This window comes from Brachybacterium paraconglomeratum, assembly GCF_039541415.1.
Lineage (GTDB): Bacteria > Actinomycetota > Actinomycetes > Actinomycetales > Dermabacteraceae > Brachybacterium > Brachybacterium paraconglomeratum_A.
In genome coordinates this window covers 554347-575720 of the sequence record NZ_BAABGE010000002.1, presented here as the reverse complement: position 1 = coordinate 575720, position 21374 = coordinate 554347, and the positions used below count along the sequence as shown (strand labels likewise).

18 protein-coding genes are annotated in these 21374 nt (G+C 70.6%); 5 read left to right on the top strand and 13 right to left on the bottom strand.

The window, feature by feature from the left end:
* Positions 1 to 12: 12 nt before the first annotated feature.
* Positions 13 to 957, bottom strand: a complete 945-nt coding sequence (locus tag ABD893_RS02590) for a sugar phosphate isomerase/epimerase family protein (RefSeq protein WP_345075963.1) — start codon at positions 955 to 957, stop codon at positions 13 to 15.
* Between the two features lie 324 nt (positions 958 to 1281).
* Here ABD893_RS02590 and ABD893_RS02585 point away from each other — a divergent pair, with 324 nt between their 5' ends.
* The 3 genes from ABD893_RS02585 (at position 1282) to ABD893_RS02575 (ending at position 4509) form a co-directional block, all read left to right on the top strand.
* Complete coding sequence (locus tag ABD893_RS02585) at positions 1282 to 2997, top strand: dihydroxyacetone kinase family protein (RefSeq protein ID WP_345075962.1); 1716 nt, start codon at positions 1282 to 1284, stop codon at positions 2995 to 2997.
* Positions 2998 to 3097: 100 nt separating this feature from the next.
* Positions 3098 to 3568: a ribose-5-phosphate isomerase gene (locus tag ABD893_RS02580; protein ID WP_345075961.1), complete on the top strand. Its 471-nt coding sequence runs from the start codon at positions 3098 to 3100 to the stop codon at positions 3566 to 3568.
* A 179-nt stretch (positions 3569 to 3747) separates the two neighbouring features.
* Positions 3748 to 4509, top strand: coding sequence for a triose-phosphate isomerase (locus ABD893_RS02575; protein WP_345075960.1), 762 nt, complete (start codon positions 3748 to 3750; stop codon positions 4507 to 4509).
* Between the two features lie 52 nt (positions 4510 to 4561).
* Here ABD893_RS02575 and ABD893_RS02570 read toward each other — a convergent pair whose 3' ends face one another.
* Positions 4562 to 5878, bottom strand: a complete 1317-nt coding sequence (locus tag ABD893_RS02570; protein ID WP_345076242.1) for an amidase — start codon at positions 5876 to 5878, stop codon at positions 4562 to 4564.
* 631 nt (positions 5879 to 6509) lie between these two features.
* Between ABD893_RS02570 and ABD893_RS02565 the strand changes: the two genes are divergently transcribed.
* Positions 6510 to 7421, top strand: coding sequence for a hypothetical protein (locus tag ABD893_RS02565; RefSeq protein WP_345075959.1), 912 nt, complete (start codon positions 6510 to 6512; stop codon positions 7419 to 7421).
* A gap of 89 nt (positions 7422 to 7510) precedes the next feature.
* Here ABD893_RS02565 and ABD893_RS02560 read toward each other — a convergent pair whose 3' ends face one another.
* From ABD893_RS02560 to ABD893_RS02520, 9 genes are all read right to left on the bottom strand, one after another.
* A complete protein-coding gene (locus ABD893_RS02560; RefSeq protein ID WP_345075958.1) occupies positions 7511 to 8212 on the bottom strand; it encodes a GntR family transcriptional regulator in 702 nt (233 codons plus the stop codon).
* 128 nt (positions 8213 to 8340) lie between these two features.
* A complete protein-coding gene (locus ABD893_RS02555; RefSeq protein ID WP_345076241.1) occupies positions 8341 to 9510 on the bottom strand; it encodes an acyl-CoA dehydrogenase family protein in 1170 nt (389 codons plus the stop codon).
* Between the two features lie 124 nt (positions 9511 to 9634).
* Entirely contained in the window at positions 9635 to 10585 is a 951-nt protein-coding gene (locus ABD893_RS02550; RefSeq protein ID WP_345075957.1) for an HpcH/HpaI aldolase/citrate lyase family protein, read from the bottom strand.
* The gene (locus tag ABD893_RS02545) at positions 10582 to 11121 is read right to left on the bottom strand and encodes a MaoC family dehydratase (protein WP_345075956.1); all 540 of its coding nucleotides are present in this window, start codon (positions 11119 to 11121) and stop codon (positions 10582 to 10584) included. The genes ABD893_RS02550 and ABD893_RS02545 overlap by 4 nt, the downstream gene beginning before the upstream one ends.
* Positions 11118 to 13292 carry an acetyl/propionyl/methylcrotonyl-CoA carboxylase subunit alpha gene (locus ABD893_RS02540; RefSeq protein WP_425548337.1) on the bottom strand — a complete coding sequence of 725 codons (2175 nt, stop codon included), beginning with the start codon at positions 13290 to 13292 and terminating at the stop codon, positions 11118 to 11120. The genes ABD893_RS02545 and ABD893_RS02540 overlap by 4 nt, the downstream gene beginning before the upstream one ends.
* A gap of 8 nt (positions 13293 to 13300) precedes the next feature.
* On the bottom strand, positions 13301 to 14842 hold the full coding sequence (locus ABD893_RS02535; RefSeq protein ID WP_345076240.1) for a carboxyl transferase domain-containing protein: 1542 nt from the start codon (positions 14840 to 14842) through the stop codon (positions 13301 to 13303).
* 69 nt (positions 14843 to 14911) lie between these two features.
* Positions 14912 to 16366 (bottom strand): dihydrolipoamide acetyltransferase family protein, encoded by a 1455-nt coding sequence (locus ABD893_RS02530; protein WP_345075954.1) that lies wholly within the window; start codon positions 16364 to 16366, stop codon positions 14912 to 14914.
* Positions 16366 to 17397, bottom strand: coding sequence for an alpha-ketoacid dehydrogenase subunit beta (locus ABD893_RS02525; RefSeq protein ID WP_345075953.1), 1032 nt, complete (start codon positions 17395 to 17397; stop codon positions 16366 to 16368). Before ABD893_RS02525 ends, ABD893_RS02530 begins: the two co-directional genes overlap by 1 nt.
* The gene (locus tag ABD893_RS02520) at positions 17394 to 18524 is read right to left on the bottom strand and encodes a thiamine pyrophosphate-dependent enzyme (protein ID WP_345075951.1); all 1131 of its coding nucleotides are present in this window, start codon (positions 18522 to 18524) and stop codon (positions 17394 to 17396) included. Before ABD893_RS02520 ends, ABD893_RS02525 begins: the two co-directional genes overlap by 4 nt.
* A 180-nt stretch (positions 18525 to 18704) precedes the next feature.
* Here ABD893_RS02520 and ABD893_RS02515 point away from each other — a divergent pair, with 180 nt between their 5' ends.
* Positions 18705 to 19175, top strand: coding sequence for an Lrp/AsnC family transcriptional regulator (locus ABD893_RS02515; protein WP_345075950.1), 471 nt, complete (start codon positions 18705 to 18707; stop codon positions 19173 to 19175).
* Positions 19176 to 19323: 148 nt separating this feature from the next.
* Here ABD893_RS02515 and ABD893_RS02510 read toward each other — a convergent pair whose 3' ends face one another.
* Positions 19324 to 20343 carry a Gfo/Idh/MocA family protein gene (locus tag ABD893_RS02510; protein ID WP_345075949.1) on the bottom strand — a complete coding sequence of 340 codons (1020 nt, stop codon included), beginning with the start codon at positions 20341 to 20343 and terminating at the stop codon, positions 19324 to 19326.
* Entirely contained in the window at positions 20337 to 21368 is a 1032-nt protein-coding gene (locus tag ABD893_RS02505; RefSeq protein WP_345075948.1) for a Gfo/Idh/MocA family protein, read from the bottom strand. Before ABD893_RS02505 ends, ABD893_RS02510 begins: the two co-directional genes overlap by 7 nt.
* Positions 21369 to 21374 lie beyond the last annotated feature (6 nt).

The window sequence follows — 21374 nt, the reverse complement described above, 5'->3', positions numbered from 1 at the left end:
TCCGGTCGGAGCTCAGGCGCTCGCGCCAGCGGGGGCGTCGGCGAGAGCGGAGGTCAGCACCTGACGGATGTAGTGCACGTTCTCGGCGATGACGCCGAGGGAGTCCGAGCCGTAGTGCTCGCAGCAGAACGGGCCGGAGTAGCCCAGCTCGAGGGCGCGGCGGATCACCTTGCGGTAGTTGATGTACCCGTACTTCAGGGGCATCGGGGCGCTCGAGTAGGCACCGGTCGCGGTGTCGAGGTCGCGGGTGTAGTTCTTGATGTGCCAGAAGTTCGAGTGAGGCAGGACCTTCTCGAACATGTCCTCCCAGGGCTCGACCTCGCGATGGAGGCGCACCAGGTTGCCGAGGTCCGGGTTCAAGCCGACGGAGGCGTGGTCGACGTCCTTGACGAAGGCGACCGCCTCGTCGGGGGTGCCGACGTAGGTGTCCTCGTACATTTCGAGGCTGAGCTGGATGCCCTGCGCCTGTGCGGCGTCACCGAGCTGGCGGACCCGCTCGATCGCGAGGTCGCGCAGCGCCGGGTCATCGACGTGGCCGTCCTCGAGCCAGAACCAGATCGCCTTGGCCTGCTTCTCGGTGATGGCCTGCATGAAGCCGGTGTTCACGATGGAGACGCCGAAGCTGGGGGCCAGCTCGATGAAGCGCAGCGCATCGGCCAGGTTCTGCTCGCCGTTGTTCACGTCGACCACGGAGTTACGGGTCATGGAGATCGAGGAGAGGGACATGCCCTCGCCGTCGAGCACGCTGCGGAACTCCTCGACGCGCTCATCGCTCAGCTTCGCGAGCGGGAGCCAGGCGTCGGTGGGGTCGATCATGTCGACACCCAGCTCCTTGACCTGACGCAGCTGGGAGGCCCAGACACTCGACGAGGCCTCCAGGAGAGGAGTGCCATCCGAGGTCTTGTTGCCGAACCCGAGCATGTTGGCGCCGATCGGCCAGTTCTCTGCAGTGAACATCGTTGTCCTTCGTTGACGAGGGGTGATGTCAGTGATCCTATAGGATCGATAGTCAGATGGAAAGTACGAGAGCGAATCCGAATTCTCCCGGGCGTAGGAATGCTGGGCGGGCGGGGTGGCGAGCAGGACATGACCCCGAAGACCTCGCCCGGACTCCGTCAACCCTCGTCTCGCGCCGCGGCCCCGCCAGGCGCTGCGAGGCTGCCCTGTCCAGCCCTGCAATATTCCTATAGGATCTAAGGTGTCGCGGGTCCCTGCCCGCCACTGGTCCGCCCACGACTACCCGCCGTCGGTCCCCCGCGGCAGCCTTCGGAGGAAACCACGATGACGTACCTCTTCAACGATCCCGCAGCCTTCGCGACCCAAGCGGTCGCAGGTCTCGCCGCAGCCCACCCCGATCACGTCGCAGTCGTGCACGGCGGCGTGGTGCGCGCAACCGAGACCCCGAAGGGCCAGCCTGCCCTGGTGATCGGTGGCGGCTCCGGCCACTACCCCGCCTTCGCCGGCTGGGTGGGCCCGGGCATGGGCCACGGCGCCCCCTGCGGAAACGTCTTCGCCTCCCCCTCGACCTCGCAGGTCTACTCGGTGGCACGCAACGCCGAGAACGGCGGCGGCGTGATCCTGGGCTTCGGCAACTACGCCGGAGATGTGCTGCACTTCGGCGGCGCAGCGGAGAAGCTGCGCGCCGAGGGCATCGATGTGCGGATCATCAAGGTCAGCGATGACATCGTCTCCAACACCTCCGAGAACCATCGCGACCGCCGCGGCATCGCCGGTGACCTGCCGGTGTTCAAGATCGCCGGCGCTGCGATCGAGGCCGGCGCGGATCTCGACGAGGCCGAGCGGATCGCGTGGAAGGCGAACGACGCCACCCGCTCCTTCGGCGTCGCCTTCGACGGCCCCACCCTGCCCGGCGCGCCCGAGGCACTGTTCCATGTGCCCGCGGGCCAGATGGGCGTGGGCCTGGGCATCCACGGCGAGCCCGGCGTGCGCGATGAGCCGATCGGCACGGCCGACGAGATCGCGACGCTGCTGGTCGAGGGCGTTCTGGAGGAGCAGGCCGAGCGCGTCGAGGGTGGCTACCAGGGCCGAGCCGCCGTGCTCGTGAACGGTCTGGGCACCGTGAAGTACGAGGAGCTGTTCATCGTCTACGCGAAGGTCGCGGAGCTGCTCGAGGCCGCCGGCATCACACCGGTGCGCCCGGAAGTGGGCGAGCTGATCACCAGCCTCGACATGGCCGGGGTGTCCCTCACCCTGGTGTTCCTCGACGAGGAGCTCGAGCAGCACTGGCTCGCCCCCGTGGACACCCCCGCCTTCCATCGCGGCGCGATGCCGCAGCTCGAGCGTCCCCGCCGCACCGAGTTCTGGCAGGCCGGGGCCGACGAGACCCCCGCCTCGAGCGAGGAGTCCCGCGCGGTCGCGCAGCAGATCGCCGGCGTGCTGGACCTGTTCGAGGCAGTCTGCCTCCGCGAAGAGGCTGAGCTGGGCCGGATCGACGCGATCGCCGGCGACGGCGACCACGGCCAGGGCATGGCCTACGGCACCAAGGGCGCAGCGGCCGCCGCGAAGACTGCGCTCGAGGCCGGTGCCGGGGCCCGCACCCTGCTGGTCCGGGCCGGGGACGCCTGGTCGGAGTCCGCCGGGGGCACCTCCGGAGCGCTCTGGGGCGCGGCTCTCATCGCCGCCGCAGGCATCTTCGACGATCAGGCCGGCAGCGAGCCGCGCAACATCGTGGACGCCATCGACGCCGGTATCGACGCGATCCAGCGCCTGGGCGGAGCTCAGGTGGGCGACAAGACCATGGTCGACGCCGCTGCACCCTTCCGCACCGCGATGGCCGAGACCTTCACCGGCGACAACGCCGCCGAGGCCATCCTGGCCGGTGCCGGCGTGGCTCGCGAGGCGGCCGACGCCACCGCAGATATCACCGCTGCCCTGGGCCGCTCGCGCGTGCTCGGTGAGAAGTCGATCGGCACGCCCGACCCCGGCGCGATCTCCTTCTCGATCCTGATGAAGGAGCTCGGGCAGCACCTGGCCTGAGCTGGGATCCTGACTTCATCACCCGCACCACGCACGACCACGCACCACGCACCACGCACCAGCACGACCAGCACTCCCCACCACGACCAAGGAGATTCTCATGGCACTGAAGATCATCGTCGGCGGCGACAACGCCGGCTACAGCTACAAGGAAGAGTTCAAGGCCCTGCTCGAGGCCGATGACCGCGTCGAGTCGGTCTTCGACGTCGGCGTGGGCAGCGCGGATGACGGCACCTTCTACCCGAACGTCGCGGTTGCCGCGGCGGAGAAGGTCGCTGCGGGCGAGGCCGACCGCGCGCTGCTGATCTGCGGCACCGGGCTCGGCGTCGCAATCGCCGCCAACAAGGTCTCCGGCATCCGCGCCGTGACCGCCCACGACCTCTACTCCGTGCAGCGCTCCGTGCTCTCCAACAATGCGCAGGTCCTCTGCATGGGCCAGCGCGTGATCGGCCTGGACGCCGCGAAGGAGCTGATCAAGGTGTGGCTGGACCTCGAGTTCGATCCGAACTCGTCCTCCGCCGAGAAGGTCGACGCGATCTGCGCCTACGACGGCTCGCTCGAGCAGGCCTGACACCCTCTCGCTCCCGTCGAGAAACCCGTCGACCGTTGCATAGTCGGCGTTCTGAGAGGTCAGAGCACCCACTGCGCAACGGTCGACCCGTGGCACGTCATACGGGGCAGTGCGTCCGACGCGACCACGAGACATCACGAGCGACGCCGCGAACACGTCGGCACCGGAGAAGGAGAGCCATGAGCACCCTGTGGGTCGGCACCAGCTGGAAGATGACCAAGACCCTCGCCGAGGGCAGTGCCTGGGCAACCGGCCTGCGTGACCACCTGGCTGGGACCGCACCGGCCGGGGTGCAGCCCTTCGTGATCCCGTCCTTCACGGCGACGACCACCGTGGCCGAGATCCTCGGCGAGGACTCCCCTGTCCTGCTGGGCGTGCAGAACGCCCACTGGGAGGACTCGGGCGCATGGACCGGCGAGGTCTCGGTACCGCAGGCCAAAGACGCGGGCGCGCAGATCGTCGAGATCGGCCACTCCGAGCGGCGTGAGCACTTCGGCGAGACCGTGGAGACCACGCGTCTCAAGGTCGCCGCCGCACTTCACCACGGGCTGACCCCGCTGCTGTGCATCGGGGAGAGCGCCGAGGTGAAGGACGCCGGCGGCTCGAGCGAGTTCATCCTCGACCAGGCCCGCGGCGCCCTCGACGGGCTCAGCGAAGAGGAGCTCTCCCGCGTGGTGATCGCCTACGAACCGATCTGGGCGATCGGCGAGAAGGGCCGCCCAGCCACCGTGGAAGAGCTCATCACCCCCTTCGCAGCCCTCGGCGCCGAGTACTCCGGCAAGGTCACCGGGCTGCTGTACGGCGGCTCGGTCAACCTCGACAACGCCGCCGGCCTCCTACGCATCGAGCACGTGACCGGCCTGTTCGTGGGTCGCACCGCCTGGAAGCTCCAGGGCTATCTCGAACTGCTGAGGATCGCAGAGGCGCACGCCGCAGGCTGAGGCTGACCCTCATCGCCCACGGCGCCGACGGGTGGGGCGCAGCGGCGCGGCCTCATGCGTACTGCGGGGGATGGCGCAGGTGGAACCCGGTCTCCTCCTGGAAGGCTTCGACCGCGCTCAGGAGGAGGGATTCCTGGTGGTGCGGGCCGACCAGCTGGGCACCCATCGGGGTGCCTCGCTGCGTGAAGCCCGTCGGGAACGTCAGGGAGGGGTGGCCCGAGTAGTTGTAGGGGCACGTCAGGCGCATCACCTGCGTGTTCCACACCTCGTAGCTCTCACGCATCGTCGCGATCTCGGCGTTCGTCGGCGAGGGGACCCCGATCGTCGGCATCAGCAGCACGTCGACCTGTGCAAGAGCGCGGTCGGTCTCGGCGGTGAACTGCTGCGCGGCGGCGAGGGCGCGCTGCTGGTCCTGGGCAGTGGCCTTCCTCCCCTGTTCGAGGACGAACGCGATCTCCGGTCCGTAGAGGTGCTCGCTCCCCTCCGGGTACAGCTCCGCCAGGTCCTGGAGCGCTTCGCGCCCGACGAACCCGACCCACTCGTAGGCGAGCTGACCGCCATCAGGCGTGGTGACCTCCTCCACCGTTGCTCCGAGCTCGGCGAAGCGCGTGGCGGTGCTCTCGACCATCTCCCGAATCTCGTCGCTGACGGTGTTCAGCAGGCCCCGATCGATGCCGATCCGGAGGCTCCCTCGACCGGGCACGGGCGACAAGGCGCCGAGCATCGCAGTGCTTTCCTCGAGGACACTCTCGGACGCTTCGTGCTGCGCCATCGCGTCGAAGACGATCCTGCAGTCGCGTGCCGACCGGGCGAAGGGGCCCAGGGAGTCGAGCGTCCTCGACAGCGGAATCGTGCCGTCCGTGGGGATCAGTCCTCGCGTGGGCTTCAGACCCGTGAGTCCGGCGGCCGTCGCGGGCCCCCTGATGGAGCCTCCCGTGTCGGAGCCGAGGGCGGCGAAGCACAGGCCCGCTGCGGTGGCCGCGGCGGATCCGCTCGAGGAGGTCCCCACCCACGTGCTCTCCTCCCAGGGGTTCACCGGGGTGGGCAGGCCCGGGCCATGGTCGGTGAGGGCTGCTTCCGACATCCGGAGGGTGCCGACGATGATGGCGCCCGCCTCACGCAGACGGCGGACCACCTCCGCATCCCGGTGGAAGTGGTGGTCGGCCAAGTGGGCCGACCCGAACGCTGCAGGTGCCTCGACCGTTCCGTACAGGTCCTTCACGGCGATCGGTATCCCGTGCAGCGGTCCGCGCCACCCGCCTGCCGTGATCTCTCGGTCGGCCTCTTCTGCAGCAGCGGTGGCGCTCTCGGTGTTGACCGTCGCGAAGCTGTCCAGGCGAGGGTCCACCTGCGCGATCCGCTCGAGCATCTGTTCCACCAGCGTCGCGGCTCTCAGTTCGCCCGAGCGTATTTTTTGCGCGGTCACGCCAATTGACGAATAATGCATGCCCTCTTCTTTCAATGTGGCCTCTTCCTTCACCGTGGTGTTCTCCAGGCCGGCGCCACGTACGTCGACGTGGCATATCAGTATGTTTCTCGGAGCGTCGGCAATGAGGGTTCCGCTGCGCCTCGGCGGGCTTCGGCACGGATCTGCAGTCAGTGACGTCGTAGCCGCTCATGACGGACGAAGTGTTCTCGGCGGCGCCTCGCAGCAGAGAGGCCGTCCGGATCAGGAATCGAGTTCACTCCTCCACGAAGATTCATCGGTCACCTGTTCGCCTCGTTGCACAAAGTTTTTCTGACGAGTGCGAAGCAATCAGTCTCGGCGCTCTCAGCCCTGGCGTGGAACAGGCACCACAGGATGAGGATCCTATGGTAATTCGGAAGTGTCAATCTTCTCCAGGCCTTCCTGTGCTCCTCGGCAACCCCGTCGTATCCGGCACCCGTCGGCGAACGACGCCCGCGAGCACACGGTCACCGTCCCGCGAGCGCACGGTCACACAGCTCGGGGGATAGCCCCCAGCCCCCTCTCGGCGGCCCGCGCTAGCCTGGTAGGCGTCATGAATGCTCACGATCGCCTGCCCAGAGATCATCCGGCCCGACGGGCCGGCACCTTCTCGCGGCCCGGCGCCGGTGCGTCCCGGAGCATGGGCAACGCCTGGAACGGCCCCTCCAGCCGACGGCCCGGAGCAGGTACGGGTCAGGGTCCGCTCGAAGGCAAGATCCACTCCCCCTATTCGAAGGCAGTCTCGGTGCCGCGGCGTCGCGGCCGCTGGCTCACCGTCGGCGTGCCCTCGGTGCTCGGCGGCGGGTTGGGTGTCGGCAGCTTCCTCCTGCTCGGCGTCAGCAGCCTGATCGGGGGCGCCGGTCTGCTCACCCCGCTGATCGCCGGGCTGGGCGTCGCCCTGGTCGTCGGAGGTGGGACGGGGCTGCTGCTGCGCAACCGCGCCCCGCAGGCAGTCCGCCTGAACCGGGCCACGGTCGGGGAGATCCCGGCGGCCACGCGCGCGACGCTCGAGAAGATCGTGAAGGACTCACGCTCCCAGCGTCGGCGACTCCAGCGCCTGCGACGCCGGGCTCCCACTCCTGCCGTGCGCACGATCCTTCACCGCACGGAAACGCTGCTGCTGCGGATCGACGCGCTGCTGGGCTCGGCCTCACTGCAGTCGCGGCGCGCTTCGGACAGCGACGTGATGCTGCTGGAGGGGATGGCTGACCGCTACATCCCTGAGCTGGTCGACGCCCTGGAGAACACCGTCGGCTTCCTCTCCCCCGCCACCACCGAGGGGGCGCGGGACCAGGCGGTCGCGAACCTGGACAGCATCGACGAACAGCTGACGGTGCTCGGCGAGGGCATCGACCGGGTTGAGAACACCCTGGTCACGGGCGTGACCCGTTCCCTGGACGTGCACTCCGAGTTCCTCCGGGCCCGCTTCGGCGAGGGGCCCGACGACCCGTTCACCGACCGCTGAGCAGCTGAGGCTCACCGCCCCGAGCGTCTGGGGACGCAATCCCTCCGCGCGCCGCGGGGTGCGGCTGTGCAGCTAGGCGGCTGGGCCGCCTACTTCGACTCGCTCTTCGATCGCTCCTCGACGCCGTTGAGCGAGCGGGCGAGCACTCCGTCCAGATGCGAGGTGAGCGCCTGCAGAGCGCCGTCGTGGTTGTGCTGGCGGACCTTCTCCAGGATCAGCCCGTGCTCGTGGAGAGCGGTATGGCCATCGAAGGTCTCCGGCCCGCCGGACCAGGTCTGCCGCATCCGGTGGGTGTAGGTGCTGAGGTTCTCCACCATCGTGCGCAGGTAGCGGTTCTCGGCGTGGGCGAAGAAGACCTGATGGAACGCCCAGTCGGCACGGAAATACTCGTTGAGCAGCGCATAGTCCTCGGAACCCGCCTCGTCGATGCGGGTGAGCACCTCGGTGTGGAGACGGTGCGCTTCCTCGAGGTCGACGAGCAGTGCGTCCTGATCGTGGAAGGCGCGGCCGAGGGCAGCGGATTCGACGACCTTGCGCGCATCGAGCAGCTCAGTCATGTGTTCGGCGTCCAGCGGCGGTGCGACGACATAGCCGCGCAGCGCCACGTATTCGACCAGGCCGGAGCGCTCGAGGGACACCATCGCCTCGCGGACCGGGGTCGGGGAGACCTCCAGGTCGCGGGCCAGCCCATCGATGCTGAGCCGAGCCCCCGGGGGCCACTGCGCCTCGAGCAGTCGCTGGAGGATCAGCTCTTCGACCTCGGCGCGCAGGACCTTTCGTCGCACGGCCATCTCGGTACTCCTTCTCCCCGCCAGGGGCTGAAGACCCCTGCGGCCCCAGCATCCGCACCCTATAGGAAGTCGCCTCCGGTGTTCGCTGCGAACCAGTGGAACCCTCGTCCCAGGTCAGTCCCCGCCGTTCACCCCACGAGCGCCTTGTCGAACCCCAGGTGCTTGGCGATGATCGCCAGCTGCACCTCGGTGGAGCCCTCACCGACTTCGAGCACGCGGGAGTCGCGGTAGTGGCGGGCGACGACGTTCTCGTTGAGGAAGCCGTTGCCTCCCCAGATCTGACAGGCATCGCGGGCGTTGGCGACCGCGGCTTCGCTGCTCACGAGCTTGGCGAGCGAGGCTTCCTGGCTGAAGGGCATCCCGGCATCGAGGCGGCGGGCGGCCTCATGCATGAGGGCGCGGGCGCCGGAGACTCGGGCCTGCATACGGGCGATCGTGAAGGCGATGTGCTGGTTGTCGCCGAGCGGCTTGTCGAAGACCACGCGCCGCTTGGCGTACTCCACCGCCTGCTCGAGGCAGCCCTGGGCCGCGCCGACGCACAGCGCGGCGAGCGCGACCCGGCCCTGGTCCAGGATGGCCAGGAAGTTGGAGAAGCCGCGGCCTCGCTCCCCCAGCAGATTCTCCTCGGGCACGCGCACGTTCTCGAGCAGCAGCGGGTGGGTGTCAGAGGTGTGCCAGCCCATCTTGTCGTAGCTCGGCAGGGCGGTGAATCCTGGGGTGTCGGTGGGGACGATGATGCTGGTCAGCTCCGGGGTGGTGCGTCCGTCGGCGCGCTGGCGCTGACCGGTGACGGCGGTGACCGTGACCAGTGAGGTGATGGGGGTGCCGGAGTTGGTGATGAACTGCTTGGTCCCGTCGATCACCCACTGACCGCCCTCGAGCCTCGCGGTGGTGCGGGTGCCGCCGGCGTCGGAGCCGGCCTCTGCCTCGGTGAGCCCGAAGGCGGCGAGCTCCTGGCCGCGGGCCAGCGCCGGCAGGTGGCGCTCCTTCTGGGCGGTGGTGCCGAAGGTGAGGATCGGCATCGCACCGAGGCCCAGGCCCGCCTCGAGGGTCACGGCGATCGACTGATCCACCCGGGCCAGCTGCTCCACGGCGACGCAGAGGGACATGTAGTCCTTGCCCTGCCCGCCGTACTCGCGCGGGATCGGCAGGCCGAACAGCCCGAGCTCTCCCATCTGGGCGATGATCCCCATCGGCAGCTCCCGCTTGGTGTCGTACTCATAGCTGGCCGGGGCGACGACCTCGTCGGCGAAGTCGCGCACCTGCGCGGCCAGCCATTGGTGCTCCTCACTCAGCATGTCGGTGCCGGGCGGGGGTGTGGGGGTGGTGCTCACAGGGGTCTCCTTCTGCGGGGCGGCGGTGCTCATGACGCGTCGGTGCGTATCAGGGGGTGCGTATCAGGGGGTGCGTATCAGGCGGTTCTCATGAGGGGTCGGAGAGGTGCGGGTTCAGTGAGCTGGCGAGGCCGCGGGTGGCCAGCGTGCGGGCGTGGCGCAGGATCGGGCCGTCGACCATGTGGCCCTCGTGCTCGAACACCCCGCTGCCGTGCCGGTCGGCGGCGGCCAGCACCCCGCGGGCCCAGGTCGCCTGCTCCTCGCTCGGTGCGTAGGCGCCGCGGATGATCGCGGCCTGGTCGGGATGGATGCAGGCGCTGGCGGTGAAGCCGCTGGCAGCGGCGTCCTCGGCCTCCGCCCGCAGTCCGTCCTCGTCGGCGAGGTCGGTGTGGATGGCGTCGATGGCGCTGCGGCCGTGCGCCCGGGCGGCCAGCAGCACGCTGGAGCGGGCATGGCGGACCACATCGCGGTAGCTGCCGCCGGGGTGGCGGGAGGAGGTGCCACCGAGGGAGGCGATGAGATCCTCCCCTCCCCACATCAGCGCGACCACGTCCGGGTGGGCGGCGAGCGTCGGCGCGGCGAGGATCCCGCGGGCTGTCTCGCACAGGACCAGCACCTTCACCCCGGGCAGGGCGCCGACGAGTCGGTCCACCTCGGCGAGGCTGCTGGCCTTGGGCAACATCACCCAGCGCGGCCGCAGCGGGGCGAGAGCAAGCAGGTCGGCGGAGAAGTCCGACTCCCCGGGAGCGTTGACCCGGATGATGGTGCGCGCCGGATCCAGACCGTGAGCGGCGACGGCGTCGCGGGCGGCGGCTTTGTGCTCCGGGGCGACGGCGTCCTCGAGGTCGAGGATCACGGCGTCGGCGCGGTCAGCGGCCTTCGCGAAGCGGTCCGGGCGGTCCCCGGGGCAGAACAGCAGCGAGGGGCCCAGCGACAGGAGCTCATGGTCCTCGGCGTCGTGCCCGCCGCTCGCGCCGTGTCGCTCGCGGCAGGTGGTGCGGCTGCGCGGCGAGAGGTGCTCGTGGGTCCTGGTGTTCATGAATCCTCCTGGCCGTGCTTCTGGGGTGCGGCGTGCGCTGAGGCGCTGGCGTGCAGGAGCGTGGTGCGCTCGGCGCGGACCACGACCTCGCCGTGCTGGTTGCGTCCGGTGTGGACGAGGGAGACCACGGCCTGCCCGGGCCGCGAGTTCGAGGGCCGCACGGCGAGCACCTGCGTCTCGCTGTACAAGGTGTCGCCGTGGTGCAGGGGGCGGGGGAAGCTGATCTCGCCGAAGCCGAGGTTCGCCACCAAGGTGCCCTGGGTGAGCTGGGCGACGGACGCCCCGACGACGGTGGCGAGGGTGAGCATCGAGTTGACCAGCCGCTGCCCGAACTCGGTGGTCTCGCTCCAGGCGGCGTCGAGGTGGAGGGCCTGCGGGTTCATGGTCATGGTGGAGAACAGGACGTTGTCCGCCTCGGTGAGGGTGCGGCCGGGGCGGTGCTCGTAGATCGCCCCGATCTGCAGCTCCTCGGCATAGAGGCCGCGCTGCACGATGCGCGGCGCATCAGGCACGGGGTCGGGCACGTGATCGGTCATGGGCGGGCCTCCTGGTCGACGTGATGGGGGCCCTCGGTCCCGGGTCGCTCGAACTCGGGGCCATCGGACTCCCGGCCTTCTGCCTCGGGGCCCTCTTCCCCGGGCACCACCTGTGCGACCTCCTCGCCGCGGGCCACCCGGTCTCCGGCGCTGACCTGCAGGTGCACGGTCCCGGAGCTCGGCGCGCTGAGGGTGTGCTCCATCTTCATCGCCTCGACCACCAGCACCGGGTCGCCGGCGTCGACGTGGTCCCCGTCTGCCACCAGCACCATCGTCACGGTGCCCGGCATCGGCGAGGCGAGAGTCGGTGCTGCGTCCCGCCCTGCTGCGCCCCGTACGGGACGGTGCAGGCTCAGCTCGCGGTCCTCGCCCGGCAGGCCGATCCACACCGACGAGTCCGTGCCGTGGTGGAGCAGCGGCAGACGGATGCCGTCCACGGTGACAGCTCCCGCATGGAGCGCGAGAGCGAACTGCTGCTCTCCCACCGTCGCCTGGGCCTGCTCCGGCAAGCCGGTCAGTGCGACCACCACCAGGCCATCGTCGGCGGGAACAGCTCCGTGGTCAGCGCCCGTGCCGTCGGCCGCACCGCCGCTTCCCACTCCGCCGGCCCCGTCGGCTCCGCCCACCCCGTCAGCCGCCGCGAAGCGGACCACGAAGGGTGCTGGTGCCCCGAGCCGCCAGCCCGACGGTGCATGCCAGAGGCCGCGCGGACGGGAGCGTGCCACCTGCTCCCAGCGCACCAGCGCCGCGACGGCGAGCGCGCGGGCGCTGACCGCGCGCGGGGTGAGCTCGTCGAGGCGGCGCTCGATCAGGCCGGTGTCCATGTCACCGCTTTTCACCTCGTCGAGGGCGAGCAGCGCACGGAGGAAGGCGGTGTTGGTGACCACTCCCAGCAGGTGCGTCTGTTCGAGCGCCCGGTCCAGCGCTGCGAGCGCGTCGGCGCGGGTGGGGGCGTGGGTGATGACCTTGGCGAGCATCGGGTCGTAGCTGCTGGAGATGGTGGCGCCGACAGCCAGGGCGTGGTCCACGCGCGCACCCTCCGGCAGGGCGAGGGCGAGCACGGTCCCGCCGGTGGGCAGGAACCCGGCGACGGGATCCTCGGCGTAGAGACGAGCCTCGATCGCGTGGCCCTCGAGGCGCACGTCCTCCTGGGTGAGCGACAGCGGCTGCCCGGCCGCGATCCGGAGCTGCTCGGCGACCAGGTCGATCCCGGTGATCGCCTCGGTGACAGCGTGCTCGACCTGGAGGCGGGTGTTCATCTCGAGGAAGAACGGGGCATCGGGCGCCGTGCCATCGACGATGAACTCGACGGTCCCGGCGCCCACATAGTCCACAGCGCAGGCGGCCTCGACTGCGACGCGACCGAACTGTGCGCGCTGGTCAGGGGTCAATGAGGGGCTGGGCGCCTCCTCGATGACCTTCTGGTGGCGGCGCTGCAGGGAGCATTCCCGCTCCCCCAGATGGATCACGGTGCCGTGGGTGTCGGCGAGGACCTGCACCTCGATGTGCTTCGGTGCGGTGATCCATCGTTCGAGGAAGAGGGTGTCATCGCCGAACGCACCGGCGGCCTCGCGGCGGGCGGCGGCGAGCGCGGCGGGCAGCTCCGCGGGGGTCTCGACCCGATGCATGCCCTTCCCACCGCCGCCCGCAGCGGGCTTGACCAGCAGCGGGAAGCCGATCTCCGCAGCGCCGGCGAGCAGCGCAGCGTCGTCCAGTCCCGGCGCGGCGAGGCCCGGCACCACCGGCACACCGCGCGCGGTGACCGCGGCGCGGGCGGAGATCTTGTCGCCCATGATCTCGATCGCGGCGGCCGACGGGCCGACGAACACGAGACCGGCCTGCTCGCAGGCACGGGCGAAGTCGGCGCGTTCGGAGAGGAAGCCGTAGCCGGGGTGGATCGCCCGGGCGCCGGTGGCGAGCGCCGCGGCGATGATCTCTTCACCGTCGAGATAGGAGCTGATCCGCACCGCACTGTCGGCGGCGGCGACGTGGGCGGCACCGGAGTCCTCGTCGGTGTGGACGGCGATCGCGGCGAGGCCCAGGGCGTGCACGGTGCGCAGGATCCGCATCGCGATCTCGCCGCGGTTGGCGATCAGGACGGTGTGGAGCTCGGGGGTGTCGGGTTGAGCGGTGTCGAGCAGCGGAGTGCTGACTACGGGGTGGCTGGACATCATCGGCCTCACATCCGGAAGACGCCGCGGGCGAGCGCGGGGAGCGGGGCACGGGAGACGACGTCGAGCGCGAGCCCGAGGACGGTGCGGGTCTGGGCGGGTTCGATGATCCCGTCGTCCCAGAGCCGGGCGGTGGAGTAGTAGGGGCTGCCCTGGGTCTCGTAGTCCTCGATGATGGGCCGACGGAACTCCGCCTCGTCCTCATCGCTCCAGGTGCCGCCGCTCGCTTCGATGCGGTCGCGCGTGACGGTGGCGAGCACGGAGGCGGCCTGGGCGCCGCCCATCACGGAGACGCGGGCGTTCGGCCACAGCCAGAGGAACCGCGGGGAGTAGGCGCGCCCGCACATGGAGTAGGTGCCGGCGCCGAAGGACCCGCCGATGACGACGGTGAGCTTCGGGACCCGGGCGCAGGCGACGGCGGTGACCATCTTCGCGCCGTCCTTGGCGATGCCGCCGCGCTCATACTCGGCGCCGACCATGAATCCCGCGATGTTCTGCAGGAACACAAGCGGGATCTCGCGCTGGTCACAGAGCTGGACGAAGTGGGCGCCCTTGAGCGCGGACTCGCTGAACAGCACTCCGTTGTTCGCGACGATGCCCACCCGGTGCCCGTGGATCCGCGCGAAGCCGGTGACCAGGGTGGCGCCGTAGGTGGGTTTGAACTCGGAGAACTCCCCGGCGTCGACGATCCGGGAGATGACCTCGTGCACGTCATAGGGGGTGGAGAGGTCGGCCGGCACCGCCTCGCCCATGGTCTCCGGGTCGGCGGCGGGCGGGCGGGGGTCCTCGCGGGGCAGCACCGGCTCCGGGTGCGGGAGCGTGTCGATGATGTCGCGCAGGATCGAGAGGGCGTGCTCGTCGTCCTCGGCGAGGTGGTCGGCCACGCCCGAGACCTCGGTGTGCATCAGCCCGCCGCCGAGGTCCTCGGCGCTGACCTCCTCGCCGGTCGCTGCTTTCACCAGCGGCGGTCCGCCGAGGAAGATCGTGCCCTGGTCACGCACGATGACGGTCTGGTCGCTCATCGCCGGCACGTAGGCGCCGCCTGCGGTGGAGGAACCCATCACCGCGGAGAGCTGGGCGATGCCCTCGCCGCTCATGCGCGACTGGTGGTAGAAGATCCGCCCGAAGTGGTCGCGGTCGGGGAACACCTCTTCCTGCATCGGCAGGTAGGCGCCGCCGGAGTCGACCAGGTACACGCAGGGCAGGCGGTTCTCCTGCGCGATCTCCTGCGCACGCAGGTGCTTCTTCACGGTCAGCGGGAAGTAGGTGCCGCCCTTGACGGTGGCGTCGTTGGCGAGGATCAGGCAGTGCCGGCCGTGGATCATCCCGATCCCGGCCACCACCCCGGCGCTCGGGGCGGCGCCGTCGTACATCCCCTCGGCGGCCAGCGGGGCGATCTCCAGGAAGGGCGAGCCCTCATCGAGGAGGTGGTCGATCCGCTCCCGGGCCAGCAGCTTGCCGCGGGCGCGGTGCTTCTCCCGGGCGGCGACGGAACCGCCCTCCGCAGCCTTCGCAAGGCGTGCTCGCAGCTCGGTGACCAGGGCGTCCATCGCCTCGGCGCGGGAGCTGCCGGGGGCTGAGCCGTTCGGGCCGACGGCGGGGTGCTGTGCATCCATGGACTACCTCGTCAGCAGGATCGCGGGATCGGACAGGACATCGGCGACATCCATCAGGAAGCGCGAGGCCTCCGCACCGTCGAGCACCCGGTGGTCGAAGGAGAGCGTGAGCGTGACGACCGTGCGCAGCGCGATCGCGCCGCGGTGCTCCCACGGCTGGGTGCGCAGCGTCCCGATGGCGAGGATGGTGCTCTGGCCGGGGTTGAGGATCGGCACGCCGCCGTCGACGCCGAACACGCCGACGTTGGTGACGGTGAGGGTGGAGCCGGTCAGCTCCGCCGGGGTCAGGCGACCCTCCCGGGCGGTGGCGGCGATCGCGGCGATCTGCTCGGTGAGGGTGGCGCCGTCGGCCTCCTCGGCGTCCGGCACGGTCGCGACCACCAGGCCGCGCTCGGTGGCGACGGCGATGCCGAGCGCGACGCGGGCGAAGTGCTCGATCTCCCCGGCCTCGGTGTCGTAGCGCGCATTGGCCGACGGGGTGCGGGCGGCGGCCGGCAGGATCGCCCGGCACACCGCGGCGAGGAAGGACGCCTTGCTGCCGTCCCTCCCCGGCCGTCGCAGCCGGTCCAGGGTGTCGGTGACGTCGATGGTGGTGTGCACCGAGGCCTGCGGGGCGGTGAAGGCGGAATCGGTCATCGCCCGGGCCGTCTCGCGGCGCAGTCCGGTCACCGGCACGCGGGTGGAGGCGCGGGTGTTGGTCCCCATGCCGGTGCTCGCGCCGCGGCACGCGCCGGAGGTGCCGGCCCCGCCGTGGGCGCCCGTCGCGCCCTGTGCGCAGGCCTCGACGTCGGCGCGCAGGATCCGACCGGCCGGCCCTGATCCGTGCACCGCAGCGAGGTCGACGCCCAGGTCACGGGCACGACGACGCACCGGCGGCATCGCCCTCGGGGTCTCGCGAGCAGAGGTCTCACGGGCGGTGCTCTCGCCAGCAGAGACCTCGCCAGCGGAAATCTCGCCTACCGCCGCCTCCGCGCTGCGGCCCACGTACGGCTCGGTCACGAAGGAGCGGGGCCGACGGCGCGGCCGCCCGGTGCCGGGCAGCACGGGTCCGTAACCGACCAGCACCTGCTGGCGCTGCGGGGCGGCAGACTTCGTCACCGGCGCTGCGGCGGGGGCGTCAGCAGTGGGAGCGTCGGCTGTGGAATCGTCGGCTGCTGGAGTGCCGGCCGAGCTGGCAGCGGGGCTTCCGTCGGCCGGAACTCCACCAGCAGACGCCACCGCACCCACCTCCTCGAAGCCGATCAGCGGGGAGCCGACGGCAAGGGTCTCCCCCTCTGCCGCGTGCAGCGCGCTGATCCGTCCGGAGCGGGGGCTGGGCAGTTCGACCAGGGCCTTCGCGGTCTCCACCTCGACGAGCGCCTGGTTCAGGGTGACCTCGTCGCCCACGGCGACCTGCCAGGCCACGATCGTCGCCTCGGTGAGCCCTTCCCCGAGATCGGGGAGCGTGAAGTCGCTCATCACGCAGCCTCCCTCGAGTTGCGCCGACCCAGGGTGCGGTCCACGGCGTCCAGGATCCGGTCGATGCCGGGGAGGTAGTGGTCCTCCACGGCGGCGGGCGGGTAGGGGGTGTCGTAGCCGGTGACCCGTTCGGGGGCGGCCTCCAGGTGGTCGAAGCAGTCCTCGACGGCGGCGGTGATCACCTCGGAGGAGAGCGAGACGTTGCCCGGTGCCTCATGGGTGACCACCAGGCGGCCGGTGCGGCGCACGCTGGCGGCGACCGTGTCCCGGTCCAGTGGGGACAGGGAGCGCAGGTCGATCACCTCGAGGCTGATGCCGTCGTCCTCCGCGGCGACCGCCGCCTCCAGCGCGGTGACCACGAGCGGGCCGTAGGCGACGAGCGTCGCGTCGGTCCCCTGCCGCAACACGCGCGCGGAGGAGAGGTCGGCGGTGAGGGTGGTGTCCACTTCGCCTTTGGACCAGTAGCGGCGCTTCGGCTCGAACACCATCACGGGGTCGGGGCATTCGATCGCGGCGCGCATCGTGGAGTAGGCGTCCTGGGGATCGGCGACGGTGACCACTCGCAGGCCGGGGGTGTGGGCGAAGTAGGCCTCGGGGGATTCGGAGTGGTGCTCGACGGCGCCGATGCCGCCGCCGAAGGGGATCCGGATGGTCAGCGGCATCTGCACGCGCCCGCCGGTGCGGTAATGGAGGCGGGCGACCTGGGCGACGATCTGGTCGAAGGCCGGGTAGACGAAGCCGTCGAACTGGATCTCGCACACCGGGCGCATGCCGCGATAGGCCATGCCGACGGAGGTGCCGATGATGCCGGACTCCGCGAGCGGGGAGTCGATCACCCGGTCGGTGCCGAAGCGAGACTGGAGCCCGTCGGTGATGCGGAAGACCCCGCCGAGGGCGCCGATGTCCTCTCCGATCAGCAGCACGTCCGGATCCGCCTCGAGGGCGTCGCGCAGAGCGGCGTTCAGCGCCGCGGCCATGGTCATCGTGGTGGTCGCAGAGGTGGGGGTTCCGGTGTCCTGGGTGGTGGTCATGCCGGGGATCCCTCCTCTGGAGCGAGCGAGGATTCGAAGGCCTGGAACTGCTCCCGCTGGCGGACCAGGCCCGGATGCTCCGTGGACAGCACGTTCTCGAAGAGGCTCTCCGGAGCGGGATCGGGCAGCGTGGTCACCGCCTCACGCAGCGCGGTGGTGGCGTCGAGGCTGCGGCGCTTCGCCTCGGCGCGGAGTTGCTGGACGTCGATGTCGAGCGGTTCGAGATGGCGCTCCAGGCGACCGAGCGGGCAGCGGCGTCGCCACATCTCCAGCTCCTCCTCGTCGCGGTAGCGGGTAGGGTCGTCGCTCGTGGTGTGCGGGCCGAGGCGGTAGGTGACCGCTTCGATGAACATCGGCCCCTTCCCGGAACGGATGTGCTGGGCGGCGAACAGGCTCGCCGCCCGCATTGCGAGCACGTCATTGCCGTCCACGCGCAGCGACGGGATCCCGAAGCCCGTGGGGCGCAGCGCGATCGGGACCGTGGCCTGGAGGGCGACCGGCTCAGAGATCGCGTACTGGTTGTTCTGGCAGAAGAAGAGCACCGGCGCGCGGAACGAGGCGGCGAAGACCATCGCCTCGTTGAGGTCGCCCTGGCTCATGGCGCCGTCGCCGAAGCAGGCGACGGCGATGTCGTCCTTGCCCTGCATCTTCGTCGCCATCGCGTAGCCGACGGCGTGATGGGCCTGCGCCCCGATGATCACCTGCGGGGTGGCCATGTGGTGGACGAACGGGTCCCAGCCGGACAGAGTCGTCCCGCGCCAGACGGAGAGCATCTCCCCCGGGCTCACGCCGCGGCACCAGGCCAGGCCGTTCTCCCGGTATGAGGTGAAGAAGAAGTCTGTGCTGGGCAGGGCGCGGGCGAGGCCGATCTGGGCCGCCTCCTGGCCGCGCAGCGGCGGCCAGAGCCCCAGCTCGCCCTGGCGCTGCAGGGCCACGGCTTCATCATCGAGCGCACGGATCACGGCCATGTCCAGATACAGGCTGGTCAGCAGTTCCTCGTCCACATCGCGCAGGAGGGGGTCGAGGGTGGGGTCGGGGTGTCGGGTGCCGTCCTCAGCGAGGACGTACAGGGGCTGTACGAGTCCAGCGACCAGGTCATGGTCGGGAGCTGACGTGGTCGTCAACATGTCGGACCTCCAGAATCCGCAGCGCCGGGTAGGCGCATGGGACGTCTGCACCGGGTGGGTGCGGGTGACGTCATCGTCACCGTGCACGCTACGCCCAGAGTGCAGGACGTACAACGAAAACCACACAAGTTCAGCAGTATGCTCAACACTCGAGGCTACGGGTGCGTAGAATCGTGCACTATGCGCATCGTGGATGACACCGACCGTCGGCTCCTGCTGGCCATGACGGAGAACCCCCGCTCGACGATCGTCTCCCTCGCGGAGCGGCTGGGCCTGTCCCGCAACACCGTTCAGTCCCGGCTCGCCGCGCTCGAGGCGGGGCAGGTGCTGCAGGGCTACGACCGGCGGCTGCATGCGGCATCGCTCGGCTATCCCCTGACCGCGTTCATGGAGACGCAGGTGGACCAGCCACGCCTCGAGCAGGTCATCGCGCAGCTGCGCGAGATCCCCGAGGTGGTGCAGGTGCACGGGCTCAGCGGCCTGCACGACATCCTGGTGCGCTGCGTGTGCCGCGACACCGACGACCTCTACCGGGTCAACAAGCTGATCCTCGGCTGCGAGGGCGTGATCCGCACCGACACCTCGCTCGCGATGGGCGAGCTGATCCCCTTCCGCCTCGCCCCGGTCCTCGAGCGCGACATCGGGCGGTGAGGGCTCAGGACTGAGAGTTCAGAGCTCAGGAGATCCCTCACGCCCCAGCCCATCCCCTCTGAACTGTCGCTCCAGCCAATACCAGGCGACAGCTCAGAGGGGACCGATGCCTCGGAGGCGGGTACGTCTCGGAGATGGGTACAGCGACTCAGCCCCGAGTGAGCGCCACCGGCTGGCCGGTGCGCACGGACTCCTGTGCGGCGGCGACCACGGCGACGGTGCGCAGGCCCACGTCACCCGTCGGGTCCACCGCCGCGCCCTCGCGCACCGCGCCGAGGAAGGCGTCGAGCAGGAGGGCGTCGGTGTTCGTGCCGTAGGGGAGCCACTGGCCTGGGCCGCCCACGTGCTGGGCGAAGGCGTCGATCTGGAGCTGCCCGCCGGTGCCGAGCGCCTGCAGGCGCAGTCCGCCCCAGGTCGCGGCGTCGGGCGGCATCGACCAGGAGCAGTCGATGGTCGCGACCATGCCCGAGTCGTAGGTGAGCGTGACCAGGCCTCCGGTCTCGGCGCCCTCCCCTGCCCGGTCGGCGTAGAGGATCCGATTGGTGACCGCATGGACGATCGCGGGCGGGCCGAAGCTCGAGTCGAGGATCTCGGCCAGGTGCACCGTGTGGTCGACCATCGCGCCGCCGCCGGCGAGCTCCACGTCGGTGAACCAGTCGCGGGCCGAGGGCAGCTTGCCGTTGTTGGTGCCGGTGAGGCCGATGACCTCGCCGAGGGTGCCGTCGGCCACCGCGGTGCGCAATGCCTGGACCGCCGGGGCGAAATGCACCGGGAACGCCGTCATGAGAACCACCCCCGCGTCACGGCACGCCGCGACCATCGCTTCGGCGTCGGGGACGTTCGTGGCCAGTGGCTTCTCGCACAGCACGTGCACGCCGCGGCGAGCAGCCTCGAGCACCAGGTCCTTGTGATGGGCGTTGGCGCTGGTCACCACGATGGCGTCGGGGCCCTCCGGCCAAGCGGCCCAGGCGTCCTCGAAAGACGGGACCACGCGCACCCCGCGCACGTCGCCGTAGCCGTCTGGGTCGGCGACCACCAGGTCCACCTCGGTCCGGGCCCCGAGCTGCGCCGCGTAGCCCACGGCGTGGGTGTGCGCGCAGCTCATCAGCGCGATCTTCAGCGCGGGAGCGGCGTGGCCGGCAGGGTCGGTGGGGCGTGCGGTCAGCATGTGATGCTCCGTCCGGTGCGCAGGGAGTCAAGGGCGGCGCGGGAGACCTCCACGGCGAGGGCGCCGTCGGCCGCCTCCACGCGGGTGGGGGCGCCGGTTCTCAGCGCCGTCATGAAGTCGACGATCTCCGCGGCATAGGGATCGGCGAGAACGGAGACGTCGGGGAGGAAGCCGTCGCCGCTGGACTGGCGGGAGGACGCGACATCATCGAAGACGATCCCCGAATCCCCGGCGCTGTCGTACTGCAGGCGCCCCGCATCCCCGGCGAGGTCGAAGGTGTAGCGGAAGGCCGTGCCGGCCGGGCCCCAGAATCCGCGGCAGTGGCTGAGCACGCCGGAGCGGTGGGTGAGGACCACGTGGGCGGTGCGCACCGCGGAGTCGGAGGGGGCGATCGCCTGCTGGGCGTAGACCGTCGAGACGGGACCGGCCATCCAGAGCGCCTGGTCGATGTCGTGGATCATCTGGTCCATCACGATACCGCCGGAGAGCTCCTCGTCCGCGTACCACTCACGGCTGGGCAGGGAGCCGGTGCGCTCGAAGCGCAGCACCGCGAGGTTCCCCACAGCACCGGTGTCGATCGCCCGCTTCGCCGCGGCGTACTGCGGGAAGTAGCGCACCACGTGCGCGGGGAACAGCCTGCGGCCTGCCTTCTCGGCATGCTCGACGAGGTCGCGCGCCTCCGCGGGGTCCAGGGCGAGCGGCTTCTCGCAGATCACGTCCTTGCCGGCGTCCAGTGCCGCGCGCACGATCTCGGGGTGCGCCGGGGTGGGGGTGCTGACGTCGACGACGTCCACCGCTGCCAGCAGCTCCTCGAGGGTGCTGTGCACGGTCGCACCGGATTCGGCGGCGAACTCCTCGGCGCCGGCTTGGCTGTAGCAGTGCAGCTCGGCGCCGAGCTCGGTCCAGCCGGGCAGGTGGGCGCGGGAGATCCCGCCGGTGCCGACGATGCCGACGCGCGGGGGGCGCGAGGCCTCGGCCGGTGCGGCGGCTCCGGGGTGCTCCTCGGGGGGCGAGGTGGTGGTCATGCGCGG